The organism is Aliivibrio sifiae, assembly GCF_002954705.1.
Lineage (GTDB): Bacteria > Pseudomonadota > Gammaproteobacteria > Enterobacterales > Vibrionaceae > Aliivibrio > Aliivibrio sifiae_A.
Genome location: NZ_MSCO01000002.1, coordinates 1221509 through 1241723, shown reverse-complemented (window position 1 = coordinate 1241723; position 20215 = coordinate 1221509). Strand labels below are relative to the sequence as shown.

General features: G+C 37.5%; 21 protein-coding genes. 15 read left to right on the top strand and 6 right to left on the bottom strand.

The annotated features are described in order from the left end of the window. The first annotated feature begins 207 nt into the window (after nt 1–207). From BTO22_RS16470 to BTO22_RS16445, 6 genes are all read left to right on the top strand, one after another. A complete protein-coding gene (locus tag BTO22_RS16470) occupies nt 208–1674 on the top strand; it encodes a peptide MFS transporter (RefSeq protein WP_105056407.1) in 1467 nt (488 codons plus the stop codon). 333 nt (nt 1675–2007) lie between these two features. Next, nucleotides 2008–3492, top strand: a complete 1485-nt coding sequence (dtpA, locus tag BTO22_RS16465; RefSeq protein WP_105056406.1) for a dipeptide/tripeptide permease DtpA — start codon at nt 2008–2010, stop codon at nt 3490–3492. Nucleotides 3493–3679: 187 nt separating this feature from the next. Continuing rightward, nucleotides 3680–4030, top strand: a complete 351-nt coding sequence (locus BTO22_RS16460; protein ID WP_105056405.1) for a rhodanese-like domain-containing protein — start codon at nt 3680–3682, stop codon at nt 4028–4030. Between the two features lie 177 nt (nt 4031–4207). Continuing rightward, nucleotides 4208–5035, top strand: coding sequence for a CPBP family intramembrane glutamic endopeptidase (locus tag BTO22_RS16455; protein WP_105056404.1), 828 nt, complete (start codon nt 4208–4210; stop codon nt 5033–5035). A gap of 201 nt (nt 5036–5236) precedes the next feature. Continuing rightward, a complete protein-coding gene (locus tag BTO22_RS20275) occupies nt 5237–5386 on the top strand; it encodes a hypothetical protein (RefSeq protein WP_258132648.1) in 150 nt (49 codons plus the stop codon). 229 nt (nt 5387–5615) lie between these two features. Next, nucleotides 5616–6743 carry an HNH endonuclease gene (locus BTO22_RS16445; RefSeq protein ID WP_105056403.1) on the top strand — a complete coding sequence of 376 codons (1128 nt, stop codon included), beginning with the start codon at nt 5616–5618 and terminating at the stop codon, nt 6741–6743. Here BTO22_RS16445 and BTO22_RS16440 read toward each other — a convergent pair. Next, nucleotides 6738–7322, bottom strand: a complete 585-nt coding sequence (locus BTO22_RS16440; protein ID WP_105056402.1) for a class I SAM-dependent methyltransferase — start codon at nt 7320–7322, stop codon at nt 6738–6740. The two genes, BTO22_RS16445 and BTO22_RS16440, sit on opposite strands and share 6 nt — an antisense overlap. Nucleotides 7323–7409: 87 nt before the next feature. Next, complete coding sequence (locus BTO22_RS16435) at nt 7410–8450, bottom strand: alpha/beta hydrolase (protein ID WP_105056401.1); 1041 nt, start codon at nt 8448–8450, stop codon at nt 7410–7412. A gap of 594 nt (nt 8451–9044) precedes the next feature. Between BTO22_RS16435 and BTO22_RS16430 the strand changes: the two genes are divergently transcribed. Next, entirely contained in the window at nt 9045–9992 is a 948-nt protein-coding gene (locus tag BTO22_RS16430) for a hypothetical protein (protein ID WP_105056400.1), read from the top strand. Between the two features lie 76 nt (nt 9993–10068). Here the strand turns inward: BTO22_RS16430 and BTO22_RS16425 are convergent, their stop codons facing one another. After that, nucleotides 10069–11457: an SLC13 family permease gene (locus tag BTO22_RS16425; protein WP_105056399.1), complete on the bottom strand. Its 1389-nt coding sequence runs from the start codon at nt 11455–11457 to the stop codon at nt 10069–10071. 648 nt (nt 11458–12105) lie between these two features. Between BTO22_RS16425 and gbpA the strand changes: the two genes are divergently transcribed. Together gbpA and BTO22_RS16415 are read left to right on the top strand one after the other, a co-directional pair. Beyond that, nucleotides 12106–13578 (top strand): N-acetylglucosamine-binding protein GbpA, encoded by a 1473-nt coding sequence (gene gbpA / locus BTO22_RS16420; protein ID WP_105056398.1) that lies wholly within the window; start codon nt 12106–12108, stop codon nt 13576–13578. A 62-nt stretch (nt 13579–13640) separates the two neighbouring features. Further along, entirely contained in the window at nt 13641–14189 is a 549-nt protein-coding gene (locus BTO22_RS16415) for a cytochrome b (protein ID WP_105056397.1), read from the top strand. A 48-nt stretch (nt 14190–14237) separates the two neighbouring features. Here BTO22_RS16415 and BTO22_RS16410 read toward each other — a convergent pair whose 3' ends face one another. After that, nucleotides 14238–14522, bottom strand: a complete 285-nt coding sequence (locus BTO22_RS16410) for a hypothetical protein (protein ID WP_105056396.1) — start codon at nt 14520–14522, stop codon at nt 14238–14240. Between the two features lie 113 nt (nt 14523–14635). Here BTO22_RS16410 and BTO22_RS16405 point away from each other — a divergent pair, with 113 nt between their 5' ends. Continuing rightward, nucleotides 14636–15127 (top strand): M48 metallopeptidase family protein, encoded by a 492-nt coding sequence (locus BTO22_RS16405; protein ID WP_105056593.1) that lies wholly within the window; start codon nt 14636–14638, stop codon nt 15125–15127. Between the two features lie 30 nt (nt 15128–15157). Here BTO22_RS16405 and BTO22_RS16400 read toward each other — a convergent pair whose 3' ends face one another. Beyond that, on the bottom strand, nt 15158–15514 hold the full coding sequence (locus BTO22_RS16400; RefSeq protein WP_258132680.1) for a YkgJ family cysteine cluster protein: 357 nt from the start codon (nt 15512–15514) through the stop codon (nt 15158–15160). Between the two features lie 313 nt (nt 15515–15827). Here BTO22_RS16400 and BTO22_RS16395 point away from each other — a divergent pair, with 313 nt between their 5' ends. Continuing rightward, nucleotides 15828–16022 carry a hypothetical protein gene (locus BTO22_RS16395; protein ID WP_105056395.1) on the top strand — a complete coding sequence of 65 codons (195 nt, stop codon included), beginning with the start codon at nt 15828–15830 and terminating at the stop codon, nt 16020–16022. Nucleotides 16023–16101: 79 nt separating this feature from the next. Here BTO22_RS16395 and BTO22_RS16390 read toward each other — a convergent pair whose 3' ends face one another. Then, nucleotides 16102–16464 carry a pilus assembly protein PilA gene (locus BTO22_RS16390; RefSeq protein ID WP_105056394.1) on the bottom strand — a complete coding sequence of 121 codons (363 nt, stop codon included), beginning with the start codon at nt 16462–16464 and terminating at the stop codon, nt 16102–16104. 341 nt (nt 16465–16805) lie between these two features. On the opposite strand from BTO22_RS16390, the gene BTO22_RS16385 reads away from it, so the two are divergent. From BTO22_RS16385 to BTO22_RS16370, 4 genes are all read left to right on the top strand, one after another. After that, on the top strand, nt 16806–17012 hold the full coding sequence (locus BTO22_RS16385; RefSeq protein ID WP_060992034.1) for a DUF3283 family protein: 207 nt from the start codon (nt 16806–16808) through the stop codon (nt 17010–17012). Nucleotides 17013–17103: 91 nt separating this feature from the next. Beyond that, nucleotides 17104–17826, top strand: coding sequence for a YebC/PmpR family DNA-binding transcriptional regulator (locus BTO22_RS16380; protein ID WP_105056393.1), 723 nt, complete (start codon nt 17104–17106; stop codon nt 17824–17826). A gap of 156 nt (nt 17827–17982) precedes the next feature. Continuing rightward, nucleotides 17983–19488, top strand: a complete 1506-nt coding sequence (locus BTO22_RS16375; protein ID WP_105056392.1) for a DEAD/DEAH box helicase — start codon at nt 17983–17985, stop codon at nt 19486–19488. Nucleotides 19489–19625: 137 nt separating this feature from the next. Next, on the top strand, nt 19626–20075 hold the full coding sequence (locus BTO22_RS16370) for a GGDEF domain-containing protein (RefSeq protein WP_105056391.1): 450 nt from the start codon (nt 19626–19628) through the stop codon (nt 20073–20075). The last annotated feature ends 140 nt before the right edge of the window (nt 20076–20215 follow it).

Genomic DNA, 20215 nt, shown 5'->3' with positions numbered 1-20215 from the left:
ATGATTTGCCTACCTGCACAAAGCATGTCTTTATGTGTGATTTCTTCTTGAGCTTTTACCTCTATTTTTGAAAACTTATGTTGCACGAGATTTGCCGCAAATTTCTTGGTGTTTTAATCGTTGCTGTGTATGTTTACTCAATATTACTGAATAAGTACCGAAGTAACTTATTGATACTTATTCGATGCAGCAGTCACGAGGCAACAGATGAATACGATCAAACAACCAAAAGGAATATTCCATATTATTGCAATACAGATGTGGGAATTCTTTAGCTATTACGGTATGCGCTCTTTATTGATTCTTTTCTTAACGGAAAAGCTATTAATGTCAGACCAACATGCCTATGCCTTGTATGGTGCGTATACATCACTTGTGTATGTAACGCCTATTATTGGTGGCTATTTAGCAGATAAGTATCTTGGTAATTACTGGTCAGTGGTTCTCGGTAGCTTATTGATGGTTGGAGGGCATTTTGTATTAAGCATTCCCAGTAGTGATCATTCGACACTGTATTTAGCCTTATCGCTTATTATTTGTGGTTATGGCTTCTTTAAAACCAATTCTAGTTGTTTGTTAGGTGAACTTTATCAAACCAAAGAGCAAGAGCATGGACGTGAAGCGGGTTTCTCTATCTCTTATATCGGTGGCAATATTGGCTCAATGATTGCCCCTATTCTATGTGGTTTCGCTGCGATGAAATGGGGTTGGAATGTTGGCTTCTCATTGGCAGGTATTGGCATGTTTATTGGTTTGTGTGTATTTATCTCAGGCCGTAAATATTTCACCTATGTAAGCCAACCAAATATACCAGCACTAAAAAGAAAAAGTGCCGGGATCCCGCATTGGTCTCTATTAATAGCCGCTATCGCAGTAGCAACCTTAGGTTTAGTGTTTGTGCTTAAAAATCTATGGGCAGGGTATATCTTATTTGTTATCTGCTTAATGTCTTTAGTCCATATCATTAACCTATATCGTAAAAGTGATGCAGAAGATCGCCAAAAGTTAAATTCAATCATGTATTTCATGTTATTTGGTACGGTTTTTTGGGCATTCGACCAACAGGGTGGTAGCTCAATCAGCTTGTTCATTGAACGTAACATTAATACTAATATTGGTGGCTTTACGATCCCAACAGCTTTCTTCCAAGCGATTAACCCAATTGCAGTCATTGTTGGTGGTGCGGCGGTTGCTTGGTTATGGAAAATTCTGGATTCAAAAAGTATTTCAGTAAGAACACTGACTAAGCTAAATATTGGTCTTTTATTATTAACTGCAGGATTTAGCTTAATAACCTTGTCTTCTAAATTAGCGATGGCAAGCGGTGAAACCACCTTTGTTTGGTTAATGATTGGTTTGTTATGTATTGGAGTAGCTGAGCTATTTATTGACCCTGTCGCTCTTGCTGCGATTACACGATTAAATCCGCAAGGTGCAACAGGAACATTAGCGGGTATTTACATGCTTTCTGGTGGCTCTGTGGCTAACTATTTGGCCGCAGATATTGCACAGTTTACTTCAACAGATACAGGAGTAAATGCAGGTACATTGGATCTGATTGTATCAGCGACTCAATATCATCATGTGTTCCAAAGCATCTTATTTGTGACGATAGGTGTGTTTGTACTTGGCATGCTGGTTGATTTTAAACACCGTAAACAAACTGCAATGTAATTCTTCTTATGAGTAGCAGCAGACAATGGCGTCTGTTGTTGCCTATATTACGCCTTTTTTTGTAAGTCCTTTATTATCCTTATAATTTATTAGTCCCTACAATGAAGTCATCTTTGCTTTGTCAATATTATGTTAGCACAAAATGTTACTAAATGTTTCCTTGTGTATATATTTGTAAATTATTGATTTCCTTGTCTCTTATTGATAATTTCAAAATCGGTAATTTAGATTTCATTTATGGCTAGTGATAACTAAATGTTAAATACGTAAGTTGGCAGTGCAATTAATAAAAAAAGCAAAGCAAATAACCACAACATACACAGGGATTTATTTATGTCTAACTTGAATGTATTCAAGCAGCCTAAGCAGTTTTATTTAATCTTTTCTATCGAGTTTTGGGAGCGTTTTGGCTTCTACGGCATGCAAGCAATCTTAGCCGTTTATTTGGTTAAAATTTTAGGAATGTCAGAGTCAGAGTCTTTCATTCTTTTCGGTGCATTCTCAGCATTAATCTTTGGCTCTGTCGCCATTGGTGGTTGGGTTGGTGATAAAGTCATAGGAACTAAACGAACCATCACACTCGGAGCATTCATACTCACCATTGGTTACGCACTATTAGGTGTATCTGCATCGGCAGGAAATATTGGTGGTTCAGGTCTTATCTATGTTGCAATGGGCTTCATTACTATGGGTAATGGTCTATTTAAAGCAAACCCATCAAGTTTACTGGCTAAAGTATACGATCAAGACGATAAGCGTTTAGATGGTGCATTTACCATGTATTACATGGCGATTAACCTTGGTTCATTTTTCTCGATGTTACTTATCCCATGGATAGCAAGTCAGTTTGGCTATGGTATGGCGTTTAGTGTCAGTGCCGTTGGTTTGATCATTACCGTGATTAACTTCCTAATGTGCTCTCGCATGGTGAAAGGTGTCGGTTCAGAACCTGATCTTATTGCAGTAAATAAAGCGCGTTATTTAGGCGTAGTGGCAGGTGCGGTTGCATTGAGCTTATTATGTTCAATACTGCTACAGCATTTATTTTATGCTCACGCTATCTTGGTTGTTGTTGGTGTATCAATCGTTGTTCTTTACATGAAAGAAGCATTCAAGATCCAAGGATTAGAGCGTGCAAAAATGCTCGTTGCGTTTGCACTAATGCTGCAAGGCGTGGTGTTCTTCGTGCTTTACTTCCAAATGCCAACATCACTAAACTTCTTCGCTATTCATAATATCGAACATAACTTGTTTGGCTTATCGGTAGCACCAGAGCAGTTCCAAGCATTAAATCCATTCTGGATAATGGTAGCGAGCCCAATTCTAGCAATTGCTTACAACAACCTAGGTGAGCGCTTTGCAATGCCATACAAATTCGCATTTGGTATGGTGCTGTGTGCTTTGTCTTTCCTTGTTCTAAAATTCGGCGCTAACTTTGCAAATGCAAAAGGAATTATGAGTTCAAACTGGTTAGTGGCTTGTTACGCCTTCCAATCATTAGGTGAGCTATTGGTTTCTGGTTTAGGTCTTGCGATGGTGGCACAACTAGTACCACAACGCATGATGGGCTTTGCAATGGGCATGTGGTTCTTAACTTCAGCAACCGCAGCGGTTATTGCAGGTTGGGTTGCAGCATTAACTACAGCTCCAGCAGGTTTAACTGATGCAAACCAAACATTAGCTATCTACAGCGATGTGTTTGGTAAAATTGGTTACGCAACAGCTATCGTAGCGGTAATTACACTGATGATAGCTCCTAAGCTAACACGTATTATTCGTGGTGAAACACCAGAGCAAACAGAAGTTGCTAGCGCATAATAAAGAAAGTTAATCAGCCTAATTTAATTCGGTTGATACAAAAAGAAAGCCAGTGTTATTCCCTTATAGAGATGAATACGCTGGCTTTTTTTGATCTCGCCTATAAATACGATCAACATTTTATACGGGAAATACAATCCAGATTAAAATAAGACAAATTTTACTAAGCATTTAACAAGGACAATAAATGAAAACCAAAGTGGGATTATGTCTGCTACTTGCCATCACATCTTTTACTAGCTGGGCATCAGAGCGAAGCGATAAAGCGTGGCACCTTGTCGATCACGGCGCGTTATTAATTGATGTACGCACTCCTAACGAATTTAACCAAGGACACGTAAAGGGAGCCGCAAATCTTCCATTAAACACCGTAAATACCGCCTTTGCAGACATAGACAAAAACACCCCAATTGTAGTGTATTGCCGCAGCGGTAATCGCTCAGGAAAAGCCATGACTTACCTACAACAAGAAGGCTTTACTCAAGTGCACAACGGCGGTGGTTTAGATGAAATGCTCTCAAGCCAACCGACAAAATAAATAGCGTTTAGAAACCATCAAAAGGTTATTGCTTAAAATATATTCATTTAATGCAAATTTTTTAAAAAATAGCGACAAAAAAGCGTATTTATCTTTTCATTGTAGCAACATATAAGTAGGCTTAGCTTCACATTTAAGACGCGCTTAGACGTCGCTATTACTTTTAAAGGACTTGCTATGATTTTAGATATCTCAATGTGGATTTGGCTGCCACTCTCCCTAGCCATCGTATTTGCTCTTGCCCATCAAACCAAACCCAGTTTCGCTTTACTTGGTATCAGTTTAATCGGGGGGTTAATAGAACAAAGACTCAATATAATCGGTTTAGTTGCTCTTATTGTTGGCCTCTTTATCGCTTATAAAACCCCAAGCCTAGAGCGCAAATGGCAGATAGGTGCCTACCTATTTATCTTCCTTTGGTGTGTCGCTCTTTTCCTACACCTAATACCCGGTTTCACCAATGCCAAAGTGCTTGATGCCGTTATCACCGGCCCACAAAGCATCCCCTTTACAATGTACTTAAACCTAGATAAGCCGTTCATCTTTTTTGGATTGCTACTCGCTTATCCTGCAATGTTAGGAAATAAAGCAAGCTTCAATAAAAAAGCGCTTCTGCTTACAGCAATACCATTATTTAGTTTATTACCAATAGCATGGGGACTAGGCGCTTTACAACCAGAGCTAACAATTCCTCATTGGTGGTGGTTATTTGCGTTAAATAACTTACTGCTTACCTGTGTAGCAGAAGAAGCCTTTTTCCGTGGTTTTGTGCAGCAATCATTAAGTAAACGATTTGGTTGGATAGCAGGCGTAGCAGTGGCAAGCTTATTATTTGGCTTAGCGCACATTGGCGGCGGGTTACTCTTGGTTGCTTTTGCTACGCTAGCAGGCGTAGGTTATGGCTTGGCTTACCATTACAGTTCACGTTTGTGGGTTGCCGTGTTATTCCACTTCTTATTTAATTTTGCTCATCTACTGTTCTTCACCTACCCAATGATGAAGTAAAAAACAGAGGCATTCTTCATACAACATGCAGAGTGCCTTTAGTTTTACTTGACCGCCACTGAACTTGGATCTACTGTTCCAGAAAATAATAAAAACATTCAAGTCAGAGGTTTACATGAAAATAGAAGCGATTGGTAAAATTAAACCGAATCAATAGAGCGAGACAGAAGCCAAGAAGAGCTTAAAAACAGCATCAGTAATATGAAGATGCAAAACGAAGGCGTGTACGACCAGCAAGCCATCAAGTTCGCAATGAAACGAGGCGAGCTAAAAGAAAAAGAGATTGAATCAAGAGTAAACCGCTTAAAAGTCTACATGGACCAACAGCGAAATTTAAATAACGTAATGTAAGCACCCTTCGGGCAACCTGCTTTATCTCGCGAATTGGGGTTGCTCATTCTTCGCAAACCCCAATGGCTCAACCAAGCCACAAAACGCTTCGCTGTGTCTTGGCCCTACGGGTCACAATCAGGGCTAGATTTTATTATTAATATTTATAGCTTTTGAAATGATTGTTATACCTCATTTTTTTACTAGGTATAATATTATAATAGCTTGGTTTTTATTTTTAGGATGCTGTATGTCTGTTGATTATTATGTAGACAAATTCCGTAACTTGAACATGAATAGTAACAAAGGCCGAAAAAGTCCTCATAAAGTCTGCATGTTGCTTTCAGTTATGGACTTAATACAGGCAGGTTATATCTATGAGAATAAGATTAAGCTTGATATAACATTAAAAGATCGGTTTACTCATTTCTTCAATGAACGTAAGCAAGGTCAAGATAGAGACACACCTGAAAATCCTTTTTTTCATCTTAAAAGTGAAGGTTTTTGGCATTTAGTTTATCAAGAAGGTATTGATGCTTCTCTTGTTAAAGGGTATTCAAATAAAGCTGTGGACTATGCTTATTTAGATCCAGAATTGTTTGATTACTTAAAAAGTCCGATAGTGGTTAATGATTTTAAAGACTCTCTTGTGGAAAATTTATCAGATTTAACGGCTCTCTACATTCAATGGCTTCTTGATATTGGTAAATCAGAAAAAACAGCTAAAAATTATTCCCAAGCAATAAGAGGGTCTATTTCTAATTGGATGGTGCAGGAAAGGCTTCTTAATGTCCCTTTAACCGAGGTGAAGTCTTTTCGAGAGTTTTGTCGTCTTTCTGAAAGTGTGCGATCTTTGGATAAGTTTAAAAAGTTTAATGTCAGGGGTAATAGTATGTATAGCGCAGCATTAAACTCATACCAACGTTTTTTAGCAGATTTATCTCAAATAGATGTAAAAGCAGACATTCAAAATATCTTTGAAGATAAAAAACTTACACAAACTGAAAAATCGATAATGATTAATACCAGAATGGGACAAGGAACCTTTAGAAAGCAACTTATTGAAATGTGGAAGGGATGCTCGGTAACTGGATATAAAAATACACAGATGTTAGTTGCATCGCACATTAAACCTTGGCGAGATGCTAATAATGCTGAACGATTAGATAAATTTAATGGTTTATTGCTGCTTGCAAATTTAGATAAAGCGTTTGATCTCGGATTTATTTCTTTCGAAAATTCAGGAAAAGTTATGGTTTCTAGACAGCTAGAAAAACCAGAAGTATTAGGTATTACTGATGGAATGGCTTTTCATGTAAATAGAGAACATGAGAAATATTTGAAGCATCACCGAATGACTTTATTTAAAGGTTTATAGTTTAGTTAAAATGGTATTTAGCCATTTTTCATTAGTTCTTCCTAAGCGTAAATCTTCGGTTATCCATATTTTTTTAATAACTAAAGGTGAAGATTTAAGTAGTTGAATTAACAATGCCTCATTTAAATTGGTAAATCGACGACCATTACGGTTAGTTTCATTGTTACCATATTTGAATGAACAATAGAAAATGCCATTAGTTTTAAGGAATTGACTTAAATGGAGAAAGGTTTGTGTTAATTCATTCATTGGGACATGAAGCAAAGAAGCACAGGCCCAGATAGCATCTTGGCTTTCTGGTTTGGTTGAAAATTCCAAAAAAGTAGTATGTAAAATAGGGTGCTTTGTTCGTTCTGTGGCAAGTTGCCTTAACTTTTCACTTGAATCAAAAGCAATGACATCATGATCATTTTTTAAAAAATGGTGTGTATCACGGCCTGAGCCACAGCCTGCATCAATAATTTTTGCATTGGTAGGAAGATAAGGCATGAATTCTTGGTAGAGAGAGCTTGCATCGACATCAATAGTATCGTTAAAAAAAGCATCTGCGTTACTATTATAGTAATTACTATTAACCATGATGATATAACCTATTAAAATTGTATCTTAAAATCATAGCAAGCTTTCATTTTTAATGAAATAAACACTTATCTAGCTCAACCAACCTCACAGCTTCCCTCTGTTTTTTACAATCCCAATCGTTACGGGCTTTTTCACTTTTAAGCTTAATTCTCCGTTTGTTCTTTCTCGGGTTGGTATGGCTAACCTATCAATATCGCCTAATAAGGTTTGTGCTAAATCTTCCGCAAAGTGTTTGCAGTAAAAGTGCCATGAGTGGGTCCAATTATCATTAGTATCTTGCGAAAAAGGGCTGGTGAGTGATAACCAGTGGGCACCACAATACACATTAACGACATGATCGGGGGCATTATTCGGGATCCCTATGCGTCCACAACGAGGAGATAGTCCAGAGCGGTTTATACCTGATATTTTTAAGGCCGTATCATAAGGGCTTTGGTAATTAGTAATACGAGTAGATTGTTCAAATAAGGGCTTTGATTTACTGTCATCGTTTTGTAATGATTTTTGGGCAATATCTCCCCCAATAAAACATATTTGGTTAACGTTCCAATAAATGCGTTGTAAGGTTCGGTTTTTACTGGCTTGGTAAAATGCTTCTCTAATTACATAAGCCCCAGTTGAATGCCCAAGTAAATGAACATCAATATCGCATTGGTTTTTACGTTCGTTGAGTTGGTTAATAGCTAATGGAGTGATCCCTGAAATAACCAATTGCAATGCACTTTGATAAGCATCCATCCTGTCTTCTAAATCATGTAAAGTGTAGGTAGAGCAAGACCAGTCAAAACTGACAATCGTACCTGTGAACCCTTGTTCTTTAAGGTTTTTATCTAACAGTTTATGGCGTTGTATCACTTCTTCTTGGTTATTGTTATACCCATGCACAAAGAAAAGAATGTTTCCTGTTTTAAATTGAGCTAATGGATGGTGATCAGGGTGGTGCCCACTGGTTGCTGCGGCTGTTAAATCGGCAATCCAATGCTCTTGGTTTGTTTGATGAATATTGTGATCTGAGCTCGTCGCATCATCAGGCAAAATAAGGTAATGAGCGCGAACAGACTCGTCTATATGTTGAGTATGTATTGAACTCTTTTTAAGGTGACGTGTACTTAATATGAATATCACTTAACATCCTTGTTACGTAACTTTATAAGCTTACAGAATAAAAGGTTTTTAAAAGATAAGAAGTATCAATGTAAGAAGTATCAATGTAAGAAGTATCAATGTAAGAAGTTGCGAAGGAGAATTAGGAGGGATGAAATAAGCATGTAAGATTGTCTTTCTTTTAAGAATTAAATCTTAACTTCATTTAATTGTGTTTTATATCAGTAAGTTAGTTTATATAAATATTTGTGAGCTATGCTCGTATGTTTGTGAATAAATGATACTAATTACTTTATAAATACAGCATAATGAGATCCATAACAAACGCAAGAGAGTATTCTCTGCAATAAAAAACCAACAAGAAACAGGAAATAAACTGTCTCTGGTCTAGGTGTAATGGCTTAAACAACATAGGGTAATGAGATGTTCTTAAATGGTTCTCAGAGTTCATTCATGGTATTTATGGAATTTTTAATCGTTGTTTTAGCGATTGTGTTAATTCCGATGGCAATACACACATTCCGTATTTTAAGAGAAAAAGAGTAATCACACCTTTTCTTTCTTAATGCAAATTATTGGGTAAAATAGGGTTTTCTTCTTTAGCTTGGAAACCCTATGGTTCACTACTCTCTTATTGATATTCCTTTTAACCTCAGACATGCCTGTTGGTTCTGTGGTGAGCCCTCGTTTGATCTCCTTTCTTTTCCAAAGTCATCCCACCAAATTGCACAAATATCGCATCAGCCAATTGAGTTACCGGCTTGTAAAGAGTGCTTATCTTTACCTACGGGTGGTGTGGTTGAATCTATCTGGTCATTTCGAGATAACATTAAACATGCCTTAATGAACAAATATGCTAAACATTTAGGTATAGGGTTACAGTGGACAAAAGAAGAGTTAGAAGACTCAGAGTTTCACGGTGCTATCTTGGAAGGGTTTGGTAAAAGTGCATGGCCGATGTATGAAATCGCAAAAGAGCGAGTTGAGTATGTTGGTTGGAATATTGCTGTCGATGGTGAACCGCTTGATGGGTATGATGAAAGTTGTGGTTATGAGTTTAATGGTGTGCGTTATTTGAGTATTCAAGCGTGTATTGAATACCATGTGAAAGCATTGTCGTTGGATCTTGTCTTACTTGAAACCTTAATTGAAATCGTTGGTTCTGAGCGTTTTGCTTATGCTTTACGTATTGCTGAGTTAAATCGAAACATTTCAAGCAGAGACCGTAATACCATTATTAATGAAGTCTTAAACCAAGAGCAGGATAAGGCCGATATTGCAGAGTCTGAATTATCAAATCAAACGGTTCAAACACTGCCTTTAGTGCCTGTATCAATTGATGGTATGGTCGCTCAGCCTAAAGCAATAGAATGGGCGATTAAAAATCAGTGCATTAATCTAGGTGCATTGGTTGAACAAGAAGATGCATTCTTTGATGAGTTTGAGCATTTAGGTGGCCCTATGGCTTTTGCTTTGTTTGATGGTTTGCAATCGTATTTAAATGCAAGGTCGGTAAAAGAATGGTGCGAAGAGAATGATCCGAATGATGAATTTTGGCATTAATCGATAATGACTAACCACCGTAAAAAATGCGGCCTCTGTGTTTAACAGAGGCCGTTGTTGTTTTTAGCGGTCTTAATTACGCCCAGAAGATAGAAGCAAACGCAGTTAAGATAACAATACACACTAAGTTTAGGTAAACCCCTACACGCATCATCTCTGATTGTTTTATGTGACCAGAGCCGAATACAATGGCGTTAGGTGGTGTTGCAACTGGTAGCATAAAGGCACATGAGGCTGAGATAGCTATCATGGCAGATAACACAACAGGAGAGATACCAAGCACCTCTGCTACGCTCGCAAATACAGGGATCAATAATGCAGCACTTGCTGTATTACTTGCAAACTCTGTTAAGAATACAACGAAGGCGGCAACGGTTAGTATGGTAAATAGAATCCCAGCTTGAGATAAAATATCGCTAAGGCTGTGTGCTAAGAAGCTGCTTGTCCCTGTTGCTTTTAAGATGTTACTTAAGCAAATACCACCGCCAAATAATAGTAGAACGCCCCAGTCTGTGGTTTTTTCAACGTCTTTCCAATGAACGACTCGAGAGAAGCCAAGTAAGACGATAGCCATTAGTGCAACTAAGGTGTCGAATTTCGAGAATCCGCCTAACATCGCATTAATTGGCTTGCTGAAAATCCACAAAGTAACCGTAAGACCAAAGATCATTAGAGTTACGATTTTACCTTTATCCCACGTTACAGGTTCATGGTTAAGTTCAAATACTTCATTGAGGTTTGGTTTTAGCATTACGTATAACAGAGCAACAGTCACTGGTAATAATATAAGGGTGACAGGTACGCCAAAGGCCATCCAATCAGTAAAACTTAAGCCAACTTCGGCTGCTGCAATAGCATTCGGTGGGCTACCAACAATGGTTGAAATTCCGCCGATACTTGCACAGTAAGCGATTCCTAAAAGAACAAATACATACGTATTATGGCCTGTTTTTGAGTTTACTTTACTTAGCACACCTAAAACCAGTGGCAACATCATTGCTGTGGTGGCTGTGTTACTTATCCACATGGATAGACCGGCGGTGACACCAAAAAGCATATAAACCGCAGTACTCATTTTTCCTTTGGCTAGAACTAATACTTTATCTGCAATGACTTTATCTAGTTCTTGTCGATGCAGAGCGGCAGCAAGAGCAAATCCCCCAAGAAATAAGAAGATAATTGGATTAGAGAAATTACTTAAGGCTTTAGCCGTATCAAAAATACTAAAAGCAACAGCGAGAAGAGGGACGAGTAATGCGGTAATACTGACGTGTAGCGCTTCGGTAAGCCATAAAATAGCAACAAAAACTAAAATACTTAAACCAAGAACAACCTCTCTTTCAAAGGGTAAGAAATGATATAGAAGGGCAAAAAGAATAATATCAAAAAGAATGATAAGGCTATTTTTATTTAGAAACCATTCCTTGGTATTGGTGGGTAAAGGCAGATGTTCGTTTTTGTGCATGTTGAGCTCCATTCTAACGATGAATTGTTTCTGATGAGCAAGATTTACTGTGAAACACAGTGTCTTATTCGATAGTTATTGAGTAACTTTTTTTGTTATTGTCACAGAATAGTAACCTTAGTAAATAAAAGGTTATGAGCTTTGTCGTTTCGATCGTTTTTGTAATGTCATAAATATGCTTTAGTTCACTATTTAAACAGAAAGACAGCCTTTATTGTTGCTGCAATGTTATTAAATTTTTGAGTGATAACATTAACTTATTCGATAGTATTCTTATTTTTGGATATTGACATTTATGTTACTGCATAAGTATTTAGTTTCTGATTATTCGCCGGTTGTTTATTCGTTACGTGAATTAACTTTGTTTAATATATTCGTTTGGTTGTTATTTTATCCTTTGTTTACAATGATTTAGCTTTTTTTCTTTTGTGATTTGACTTCCATTTTATGTCAATATTAGTCGTGTTTATTTATGCTTTCGACTACATTCCACAACTCACGCAGTAAGCTTATTAATTTTAAAAATAAATAATAAGACATTCCCTTTTGATCTTTTTAGGAGTCAGGGAGGCTTGGTTTGTATTGTTGTTAATACAGTCAATTAGCTGTGTGATATGAATAATACAATTATAATTTTAAGGAATGATAATGAACAAATGCTCAACAAAAACGCTATTTGCGTTGTCGTTAATAGCGGCTAGCACGGGTGTTTCTGCCCATGGTTATGTTTCTGAAACAAACGATGGTATTGCTGCTTCGCGTGCAGCTTTATGTAAATTTCCAACGTCTGATACTCAAGAAAAGAATACAAATTGTGGCTCTGTGCAGTGGGAACCACAAAGTGTTGAAGGCGACGACGGATTTCCTGAAAAAGGTCCTGCTGATGGCCAGATCGCAAGTGCAGGTTTACCGCAATTTTCAGAATTAAATGAACAAACGTCTGATCGTTGGGTAAAGCGTCCGATAACGGCAGGCCAACAAACGTTTGAGTGGACATTTACGGCAAACCACGTAACTAAAACGTGGAAATATTACATGACAAAACAGAACTGGAATCAAAATGCTGTATTGACGCGTGATTCTTTTGATTTGACTCCATTCTGTGAACTTGAATACAACATGGAAAAGCCTCCTGTATATCCACAAACATTCTCTCATGACTGTGTTGTTCCTGAGCGTGAAGGTTACCAAGTAATCCTTGCCGTTTGGGATGTGGGCGATACCGCTGCGGCATTCTATAACGTAATCGATGTTAAATTTGAAGGTGACGGTGGTGTGGTTGATCCTACTTGGACTCAAGGCGGTCAAATTAATCCAACTCGTGATTTAAACGTGGGTGATGAGGTTTATACGCGTGTATTTGATGCATCTGGTGAGAACTCCGCATTATCAACACGTTTAGTTATTGATAACGCAACTCAAGGTCAAGCAAATAACTGGACTCATGCATTGGCAACTAAGATCAATCAAGAGCAATCAAATATTGGTGCTGGTCAGCTAAATGAAAAAGGTGAGTTTGTTCCTGTATATGGCTCAAACCCTGTATATTTGAAAGCGGGCAGCGGCCTGAAGAATGTTGAGATTGGTTACCAAATTGAGACGCCTGAACCAACGTATGAGCTAGATATTCAAGGTCTAGAATCTATGTATATGATTGGTGATGAGGCGACTGAATTAGACCTTACTCTGTATGCAGTAGGTGATATGAATGTTGAGCTAACGGTATATAACCACGCAAGAGAAGCTCTTTCTAATGCTGTTGTTAATTTAAAAGATGGCGATGTTGAACCAGTAGTTATGACTTTATCTAAATCAGAAGAAGGTCATCACATGCTTATTTCTCGTATCAAAAATACGGAAGGCGAGCTAATTGAGCAAACAACATCTAATTTCCATTTGATGGAAGAGCAAACTCCACCACCTGCGGGTGATTATGATTTTGTGTTCCCTGAAAACGTAAAAAATTACGAAGCAGGAACTAAAGTATTAGCAGAAGATGGTGCTATCTATCAATGTAAAGCATTCCCTTATTCTGGTTACTGTGTTCAGTGGTCAGAAACGGCAACGAACTTTGCACCTGGCGTTGGTTCTGACTGGCCATTGGCTTGGGGTAAGATCTAACTAAAATAGATATCATTATTGGCCGTATTTTTTAATATGGCCAATTTTTGCAAAGAGGCTATATGAACTTACAAACTTCTTATGATCGTTTTAGTCAAATATTGCATTGGGTTATGGCTGTTATTATTATTTATGCCACCATCGCAGGCTATGTTATGCATTTGGTTATTAATAGCGATAAAGAATTGTTTTATACGTTATCAATTATGAATATGTCATTAGCAACGGTGGGAACCATTTTGTTTGTTGTTCGCTGGCTCTGGTCTTATTTTCGTCCAGCAGTTAAGGCGGTCAAACATAATAATATGACAGAAGCGAATATTGCACATTTTATGCATGCACTATTGTACTTCTTAATGTTCATTGTTTTTATTTCTGGTTATCTGATGTTAGAAAGCCCGTATCTATTTTTCTGGTTATTTAGTATCGATAATATGGTTGAAGAACTCGTGATTAATCAATTCTTTTTTATGGTTCATCGGGTGGGGTGTATTGCATTAGCATGTAGTGTGCTAATTCATATTATAGCGGCTTGCTACCATCATTATGTTCGAAAAAACAATCTGTTTGATAGAATGATAAAAAGTAATAGATCTTTGAAAGCAATGTAATATTAGAAAAAACGGCACTATAAAGGTCTTTAGAAATAAAGGCCTTTTTTATTTTACTCGCATTAATCTATGCTCTACGTTATTAAGCATCAATACCACGATTTGAGATCGTTTCATCGCATCTACTTTTTCTATCATCTCAGAAGTATATTGTCTCTTTACCATCCATTGCATTGGCTCTTGAAAGTTATCTTCATTAATAATGAAAGATTCATCATTTAAGGTTCCTTCGTGAATGTTGATTACCCAAATGCGAGACTGAAATTCAATCACTTCACTAATTGCTGTTTTTATTTGATTTATGGAGTGAGCAATTGAGCGACGAAAATTCATAGCAGTCCTTTGGTTAGATATAGAAGGTGAAGAAAGAAGAGTGGGTAGAGTAGCGATAAAGAAAGTAAGGTACAATAGTGCATCATAAGTAAAATGAGATCATGAACAAAACCATGACTAAACTGCGATATTTACAAGGTTACCCTGAGCATATTTTGGCACAAGTTGAGCCTATGGTAGCGAATGGGAAGCTAGCGGAATGGGTGAAAAATAAATACCCAACTATGCATGACATTACGTCAGAAAAAGCATTGTTTGATTACACTCAAGCGTTAAAGAATAAGTACATTAAAAAGTCATCTCCTTTAAGCAAAGTGGTGTATGACCCTAAGATACATATAGTGAATAATGCGTTAGGCTTACATACGTTTGTTTCGCGTATTCATGGCAATAAATTGAAAGCGAAAAATGAGATACGTATTTCTAGCGTATTTCGTAAAGCGCCTGAACCTTTATTGAAAATGCTTGTGGTGCATGAGTTAGCGCACATCAAAGAGAAGGATCATAACAAAGCGTTTTATGCATTGTGTTGCCATATGGAGCCTGATTATCATCAATTAGAATTTGATGCGCGTTTGTATTTAACGTATTTAGAAACGATATAGGTTTTCTTTTTTACTTAAAGGTCTGGGTGTCTATTTATCGATGCCCTGTGCTTTGCGTTCTTCTTCACATTCATAAGACGCCATTTCAAATTCACGGCATATCCACGGGCGATTTTCATAAATCGTACACATTAGCGTGTCGCGATCAACAGCGGCACACCAACCATCATCCAGTCGCAACATCACCTCGCTTCCCCACTCATCACGGTCTATGTACTCTTCTGGTACGCCAGTGTCTGTAATGATCATTACTTCTAATTTGCAGCAGCATGCTTGGCAGTTCTCACAAGTAATGCCAGAAGCCGTATTTGATGAGGCGGTCGTTAGTAGTGACTCTGTTGAAGATGATTCGGTAAGAACCGTAATATCAATGGCGTTGATGGTCATAGTTATCATTATTTTTATCAATGTTGAAACTTAGGGTAACTCACCTGAGTAGATATCACGAATAATAAAAATAATTTTTAGTGTTTAAAGTGAAGATATAGAGAACAAGTGCCGTTAAATACGTGATGTAGCTCAAATGATTTTCTTAAGGGTAGAACCTTAAATGTAGTTCAACTGATACAATTAAAGATAGTGTTTTTTGGGAAAAAAATCACAAACCTAACTTTGATCACATTATGAGATAAATAGGTTTAACAAGTGCAATTGGCTTTGCTAAACATACGTCTGAAAGGTATGGATTTAGGAGGTTATTATGTCTATTAATTCTATTGATCACGGTGAAATCACCGATATGAAAGGCAAGTATGATCTTGCTGATGAAGTAGTAACAAATATTACAGAGTGTCAGAAAAAAGTAGCAGCACGTCGTCGTATTGAAGAAATGCGAGAAATTAGAGAAAGTGGTCTTACGCTAGAAGAAGCGAAAGACTTGGGCCTTATCCATTAATTATTGAGTTCTACCTTCATACCTTCACAGTGATATTATTAATGCGTCTACTTATGGCGCATTTTTGTTGCCGTAATATTTAACAGCCACTGTTCTCTATTGTAGAGTGTGTTGTTGTCGCTTCATTTTCTTGAGTGTAAAGAAAGTAGCATTTTCCATTTTTTAGTTCTTCAATGGAATCCGCAAAACCAATATAGGTTTTATTTTCATCAAATGATGCTAATAAGCTATCTTGAGGATTAATTAAAGCGATGATAGAGGTTGTATCGAGTTTTTGAGTCTTATTTGCGTGTTCTACCGATTTTTTTATTTTATCTAAAACTCTTACTTTAGATTGATGTTCAATGTTTGATAAGAAAGGCTTTGCAGCAATACCAAAAACAGCTAATACAATGAATATAATGATGAGGTTTCGAGTCGTGATTTGTTTATTATTTTGCATTATGAGCACTTAGTGTCAGTAAGATTTTGATATTGAAGCATTATCGTTATATTACGAAATTAAGCCGAAAAAAATCTATTTATATTTAGGTAGTGATAATACTTTGATTATTCATTACCAATCGATTGTGTGAACATAGTACCGCACTAATTGATAGATAAGACATTAATGGGTGTGTCACAATTGAGAATTGTGATAGAGTTTCAAATTTGAGCATAAAGTCATTTATTTTGTGAATGCCACCCTTGTCGGTTTTGTTTTTGTGAATGTATTTTTTGGGGCTAGAAAACTTCACAGTGAAGTATTAAACTTTATCCGTAATTAATTAAATTGAGCTTGTTATGAAAAACCTGTCACTACTGCCTCCAAAAGAGAAAAACGAAATTGAACTTGATAAACAAGCGGCGTTCTTTGTTTGGAAGGTAAAAAATGCAAAAGCAGGCCCAGACCTTTGGATAACAGAAGCAAATAAACTGGAAGATGAGGCTGAACGTCTCTTTTTTCAGCAATCTATTGAAAAATACAAGTCAAAAATGGGCGTAGCGTAAGGTTCCTTGATCTTTACTAGCGTATCACCTCAGTAATTTGGTAGAATCTGCCGATAATTTTAAGTCCACAATCAAAAAAGAGAGAATTCCGATGGGAAGAAGTTTTGAAGTGCGCAAGTCTTCAATGGCTAAAACACAAGGCGCAAAAATCAAAGTTTATTCTAAATACGGTAAAGAAATTTACATGTGTGCTAAGAATGGCGGTCCTGATCCAGACATGAACCTGTCTCTAAAACATCTTATTTCAAAAGCGAAAAAAGATCAGGTACCTACACACATCATTGATAAAGCGATTGATAAAGCGAACGGCGGCGGTGGTGAAGATTACCAACACGCTCGTTATGAAGGTTTTGCTCCAGGCGGCGCAAGCGTAATCGTTGACTGTTTAACAGATAACGGTAACCGTACTTTCCAAGACGTTCGTCAATGTTTCGTTAAGACTGGCGCTAAGATTGGTAGCCCAGGCACAAGTGCTCACATGTTTGATCACCAAGCTGTATTCCAGTTTAAAGGCGACGACGAAGAAGCAGTACTTGAAGCGCTTATGATGCAAGATGCTGACGTTACTGATATCGAACTTGAAGATGGTGTGATCACAGTATTCGCTCCAAACACTGAGTTCTTTAAAGTGAAAACAGCATTGGCTGCTGAGTTCCCTGAATTAGTTGTTGATGTTGAAGAAATTACATTCGTTCCTCAAAACCCAATGGCGGTTACAGGCGAAGATGCTGAGAAATTCCAAAAATTCTTAGATCTACTAGACGATTGTGATGACGTACAACAAGTTTATCACAACGCAGAATTAGAAGACTAATAGAGTCCTAATTTTACAAAATGAATCAAAGCCGAGCCTTAGTTGCTCGGCTTTTTCGTTTTAAACTGCGCTTTAGGATTGAGTAATCTAGAAGTTACTGTATGCTACAGCGCTCGCAGTTTTGCGCTTAATGAACAATATAGAGAACATTTTAGTATGGGTTTTACCTCTTTGGGCTTATCTGCCCCTATTTTAAAAGCTGTAGAAGCACAAGGTTACAGCACTCCTTCACCTATCCAATTACAAGCTATCCCTGCGGTAATTGAAGGGAAGGATGTTATGGCTGCGGCTCAAACAGGTACAGGTAAAACAGCAGGCTTTACACTGCCTCTTCTTGAGCGTTTATCAAAAGGTCCTACACGTAAGTTTAATCAAGTTCGTGCATTGGTATTAACACCAACACGTGAGCTTGCAGCACAAGTACACGAAAGTGTTGAGAAATACAGTGTAAACCTTCCATTAACGTCTGATGTAGTATTTGGTGGTGTGAAAGCAAACCCTCAAATGCAACGTCTTCGTAAAGGAGTGGACGTATTGGTTGCAACGCCTGGTCGTTTATTAGATCTTGCAAACCAGAACGCGATTAAATTCGATCAATTAGAAATCCTTGTATTGGATGAAGCTGACCGTATGTTGGATATGGGCTTTATTCATGACATTAAAAAAATCTTAGCTAAATTACCTAAGAATCGTCAAAATCTGCTGTTCTCAGCAACGTTTTCTGATGACATTCGTCAGTTAGCAAAAGGGCTTGTAAATAACCCTGTAGAGATTTCGGTAGCAACACGTAATACAACAGCAGAAACGGTTGAACAATCGGTGTACGTTGTTGATAAAACGAAAAAAGCCCGCGTTCTTACTAAGCTAATTAAAGACAATGATTGGAAACAAGTATTGGTTTTCAGCAAAACTAAACATGGTGCAAACCGTTTAGCGAAGACGCTTGAAGAAAAAGGCATTAGCTCTGCAGCGATCCATGGTAATAAGAGCCAAGGCGCACGTACTAAAGCATTAGCTAACTTCAAAAGTGGTCAGGTTCGAGTATTAGTGGCGACTGATATTGCGGCTCGTGGTTTAGATATTGAGCAATTACCTCAAGTCATTAACGTTGATTTACCAAAGGTGCCTGAAGATTACGTTCACCGTATCGGCCGTACTGGTCGTGCTGGTGCAACGGGTAAAGCCGTTTCTTTTGTGAGTGAAGATGAAGCAAGTGAATTATTTGCAATTGAACGTCTGATTCAAAAAGTATTACCTCGTCATACGCTTGAAGGTTTTGAACCGACATTAAAAGTGCCTGAATCTCGATTAGATACTCGCCCGATTAAAGCGAAAAAACCAAAGAAAGCGAAAGCACCAAGACAAGACCATAGAGATGGTCAGCGTTCTGGTGAAAACCGCAGTGGTCACAGACAAGGGGCTAAGCCAGCTCCAAGACGTAATACAGAGAATAAAGAAGGCGGAGCTGCTAAGAAAGAGGGCGGTAATAATAAGAAGCGTCCTATTGATGGCGGTAAGCCAACTAGCTCTGGTAAACCAAAGTCAAAAGGCAATGGTGAAAACCGTGGTAATGGCAGTAACTTCTCTAAGCCAAAAGCGGATGGAACAAAACCACGCCGTCAGGGGCCACGTCCAGCACGTAAGCCTCAACCACAAAAATAGTGGTAAATAAGCTCTAGAATTTTAAAAAAACCAGCTAACTTAGCTAATGCCGATCAGTTAAGAAATTTTCCGGATCATTTGACTGATCGTTAAAAACCTTCAAAATCCGATATTGGGTAACCAATATCGGATTTTTTATGCTGCCTAGCTATCCTTTTATTTTGGTCGTATCAAAACCTAAGTATTTTTGGGCAGATTATGCATATATTTCAATTATCTTTTTCATCCTAATTATTTCGTTTGTCATTGCGTTATTAATGAAAAATACGGTTTTATTATCTAAAGTACTTTCTCAGAATGACCATTATTTTAAACTCGCTCTTTATGATGAATTTGTCATGCTCTTACCTAATAAAAATGGTCAAGAAGCGGAGCGATATATTAATGTTTTATTAGAAAAAATAAGAATGATACGGGTTGATACATCATTAGGTGAAATATGTATATCAAGCAGTATCGGTATTTCTGAAGTCCGTTCTCCTAAGGAATCAATCGCTAAGTGGTTAGATAGGGCAGATAAAGCGCTCTACGAAGCTAAAAATCAAGGCCGAAATGGTGTTGTTTTGAAGGTTTCTCTTAATTTATAGAGATAAGTGAGATAAACGTATTTGTCTTGCTTTTCTATATTTAAAATTAGGATATGTAATTGTCTTTATTATTATGCAATTTTCATTAGAAAAACTAATCCAAATAGCATAAAAAATCTCTCCTGAAAGAAGGCTGAATT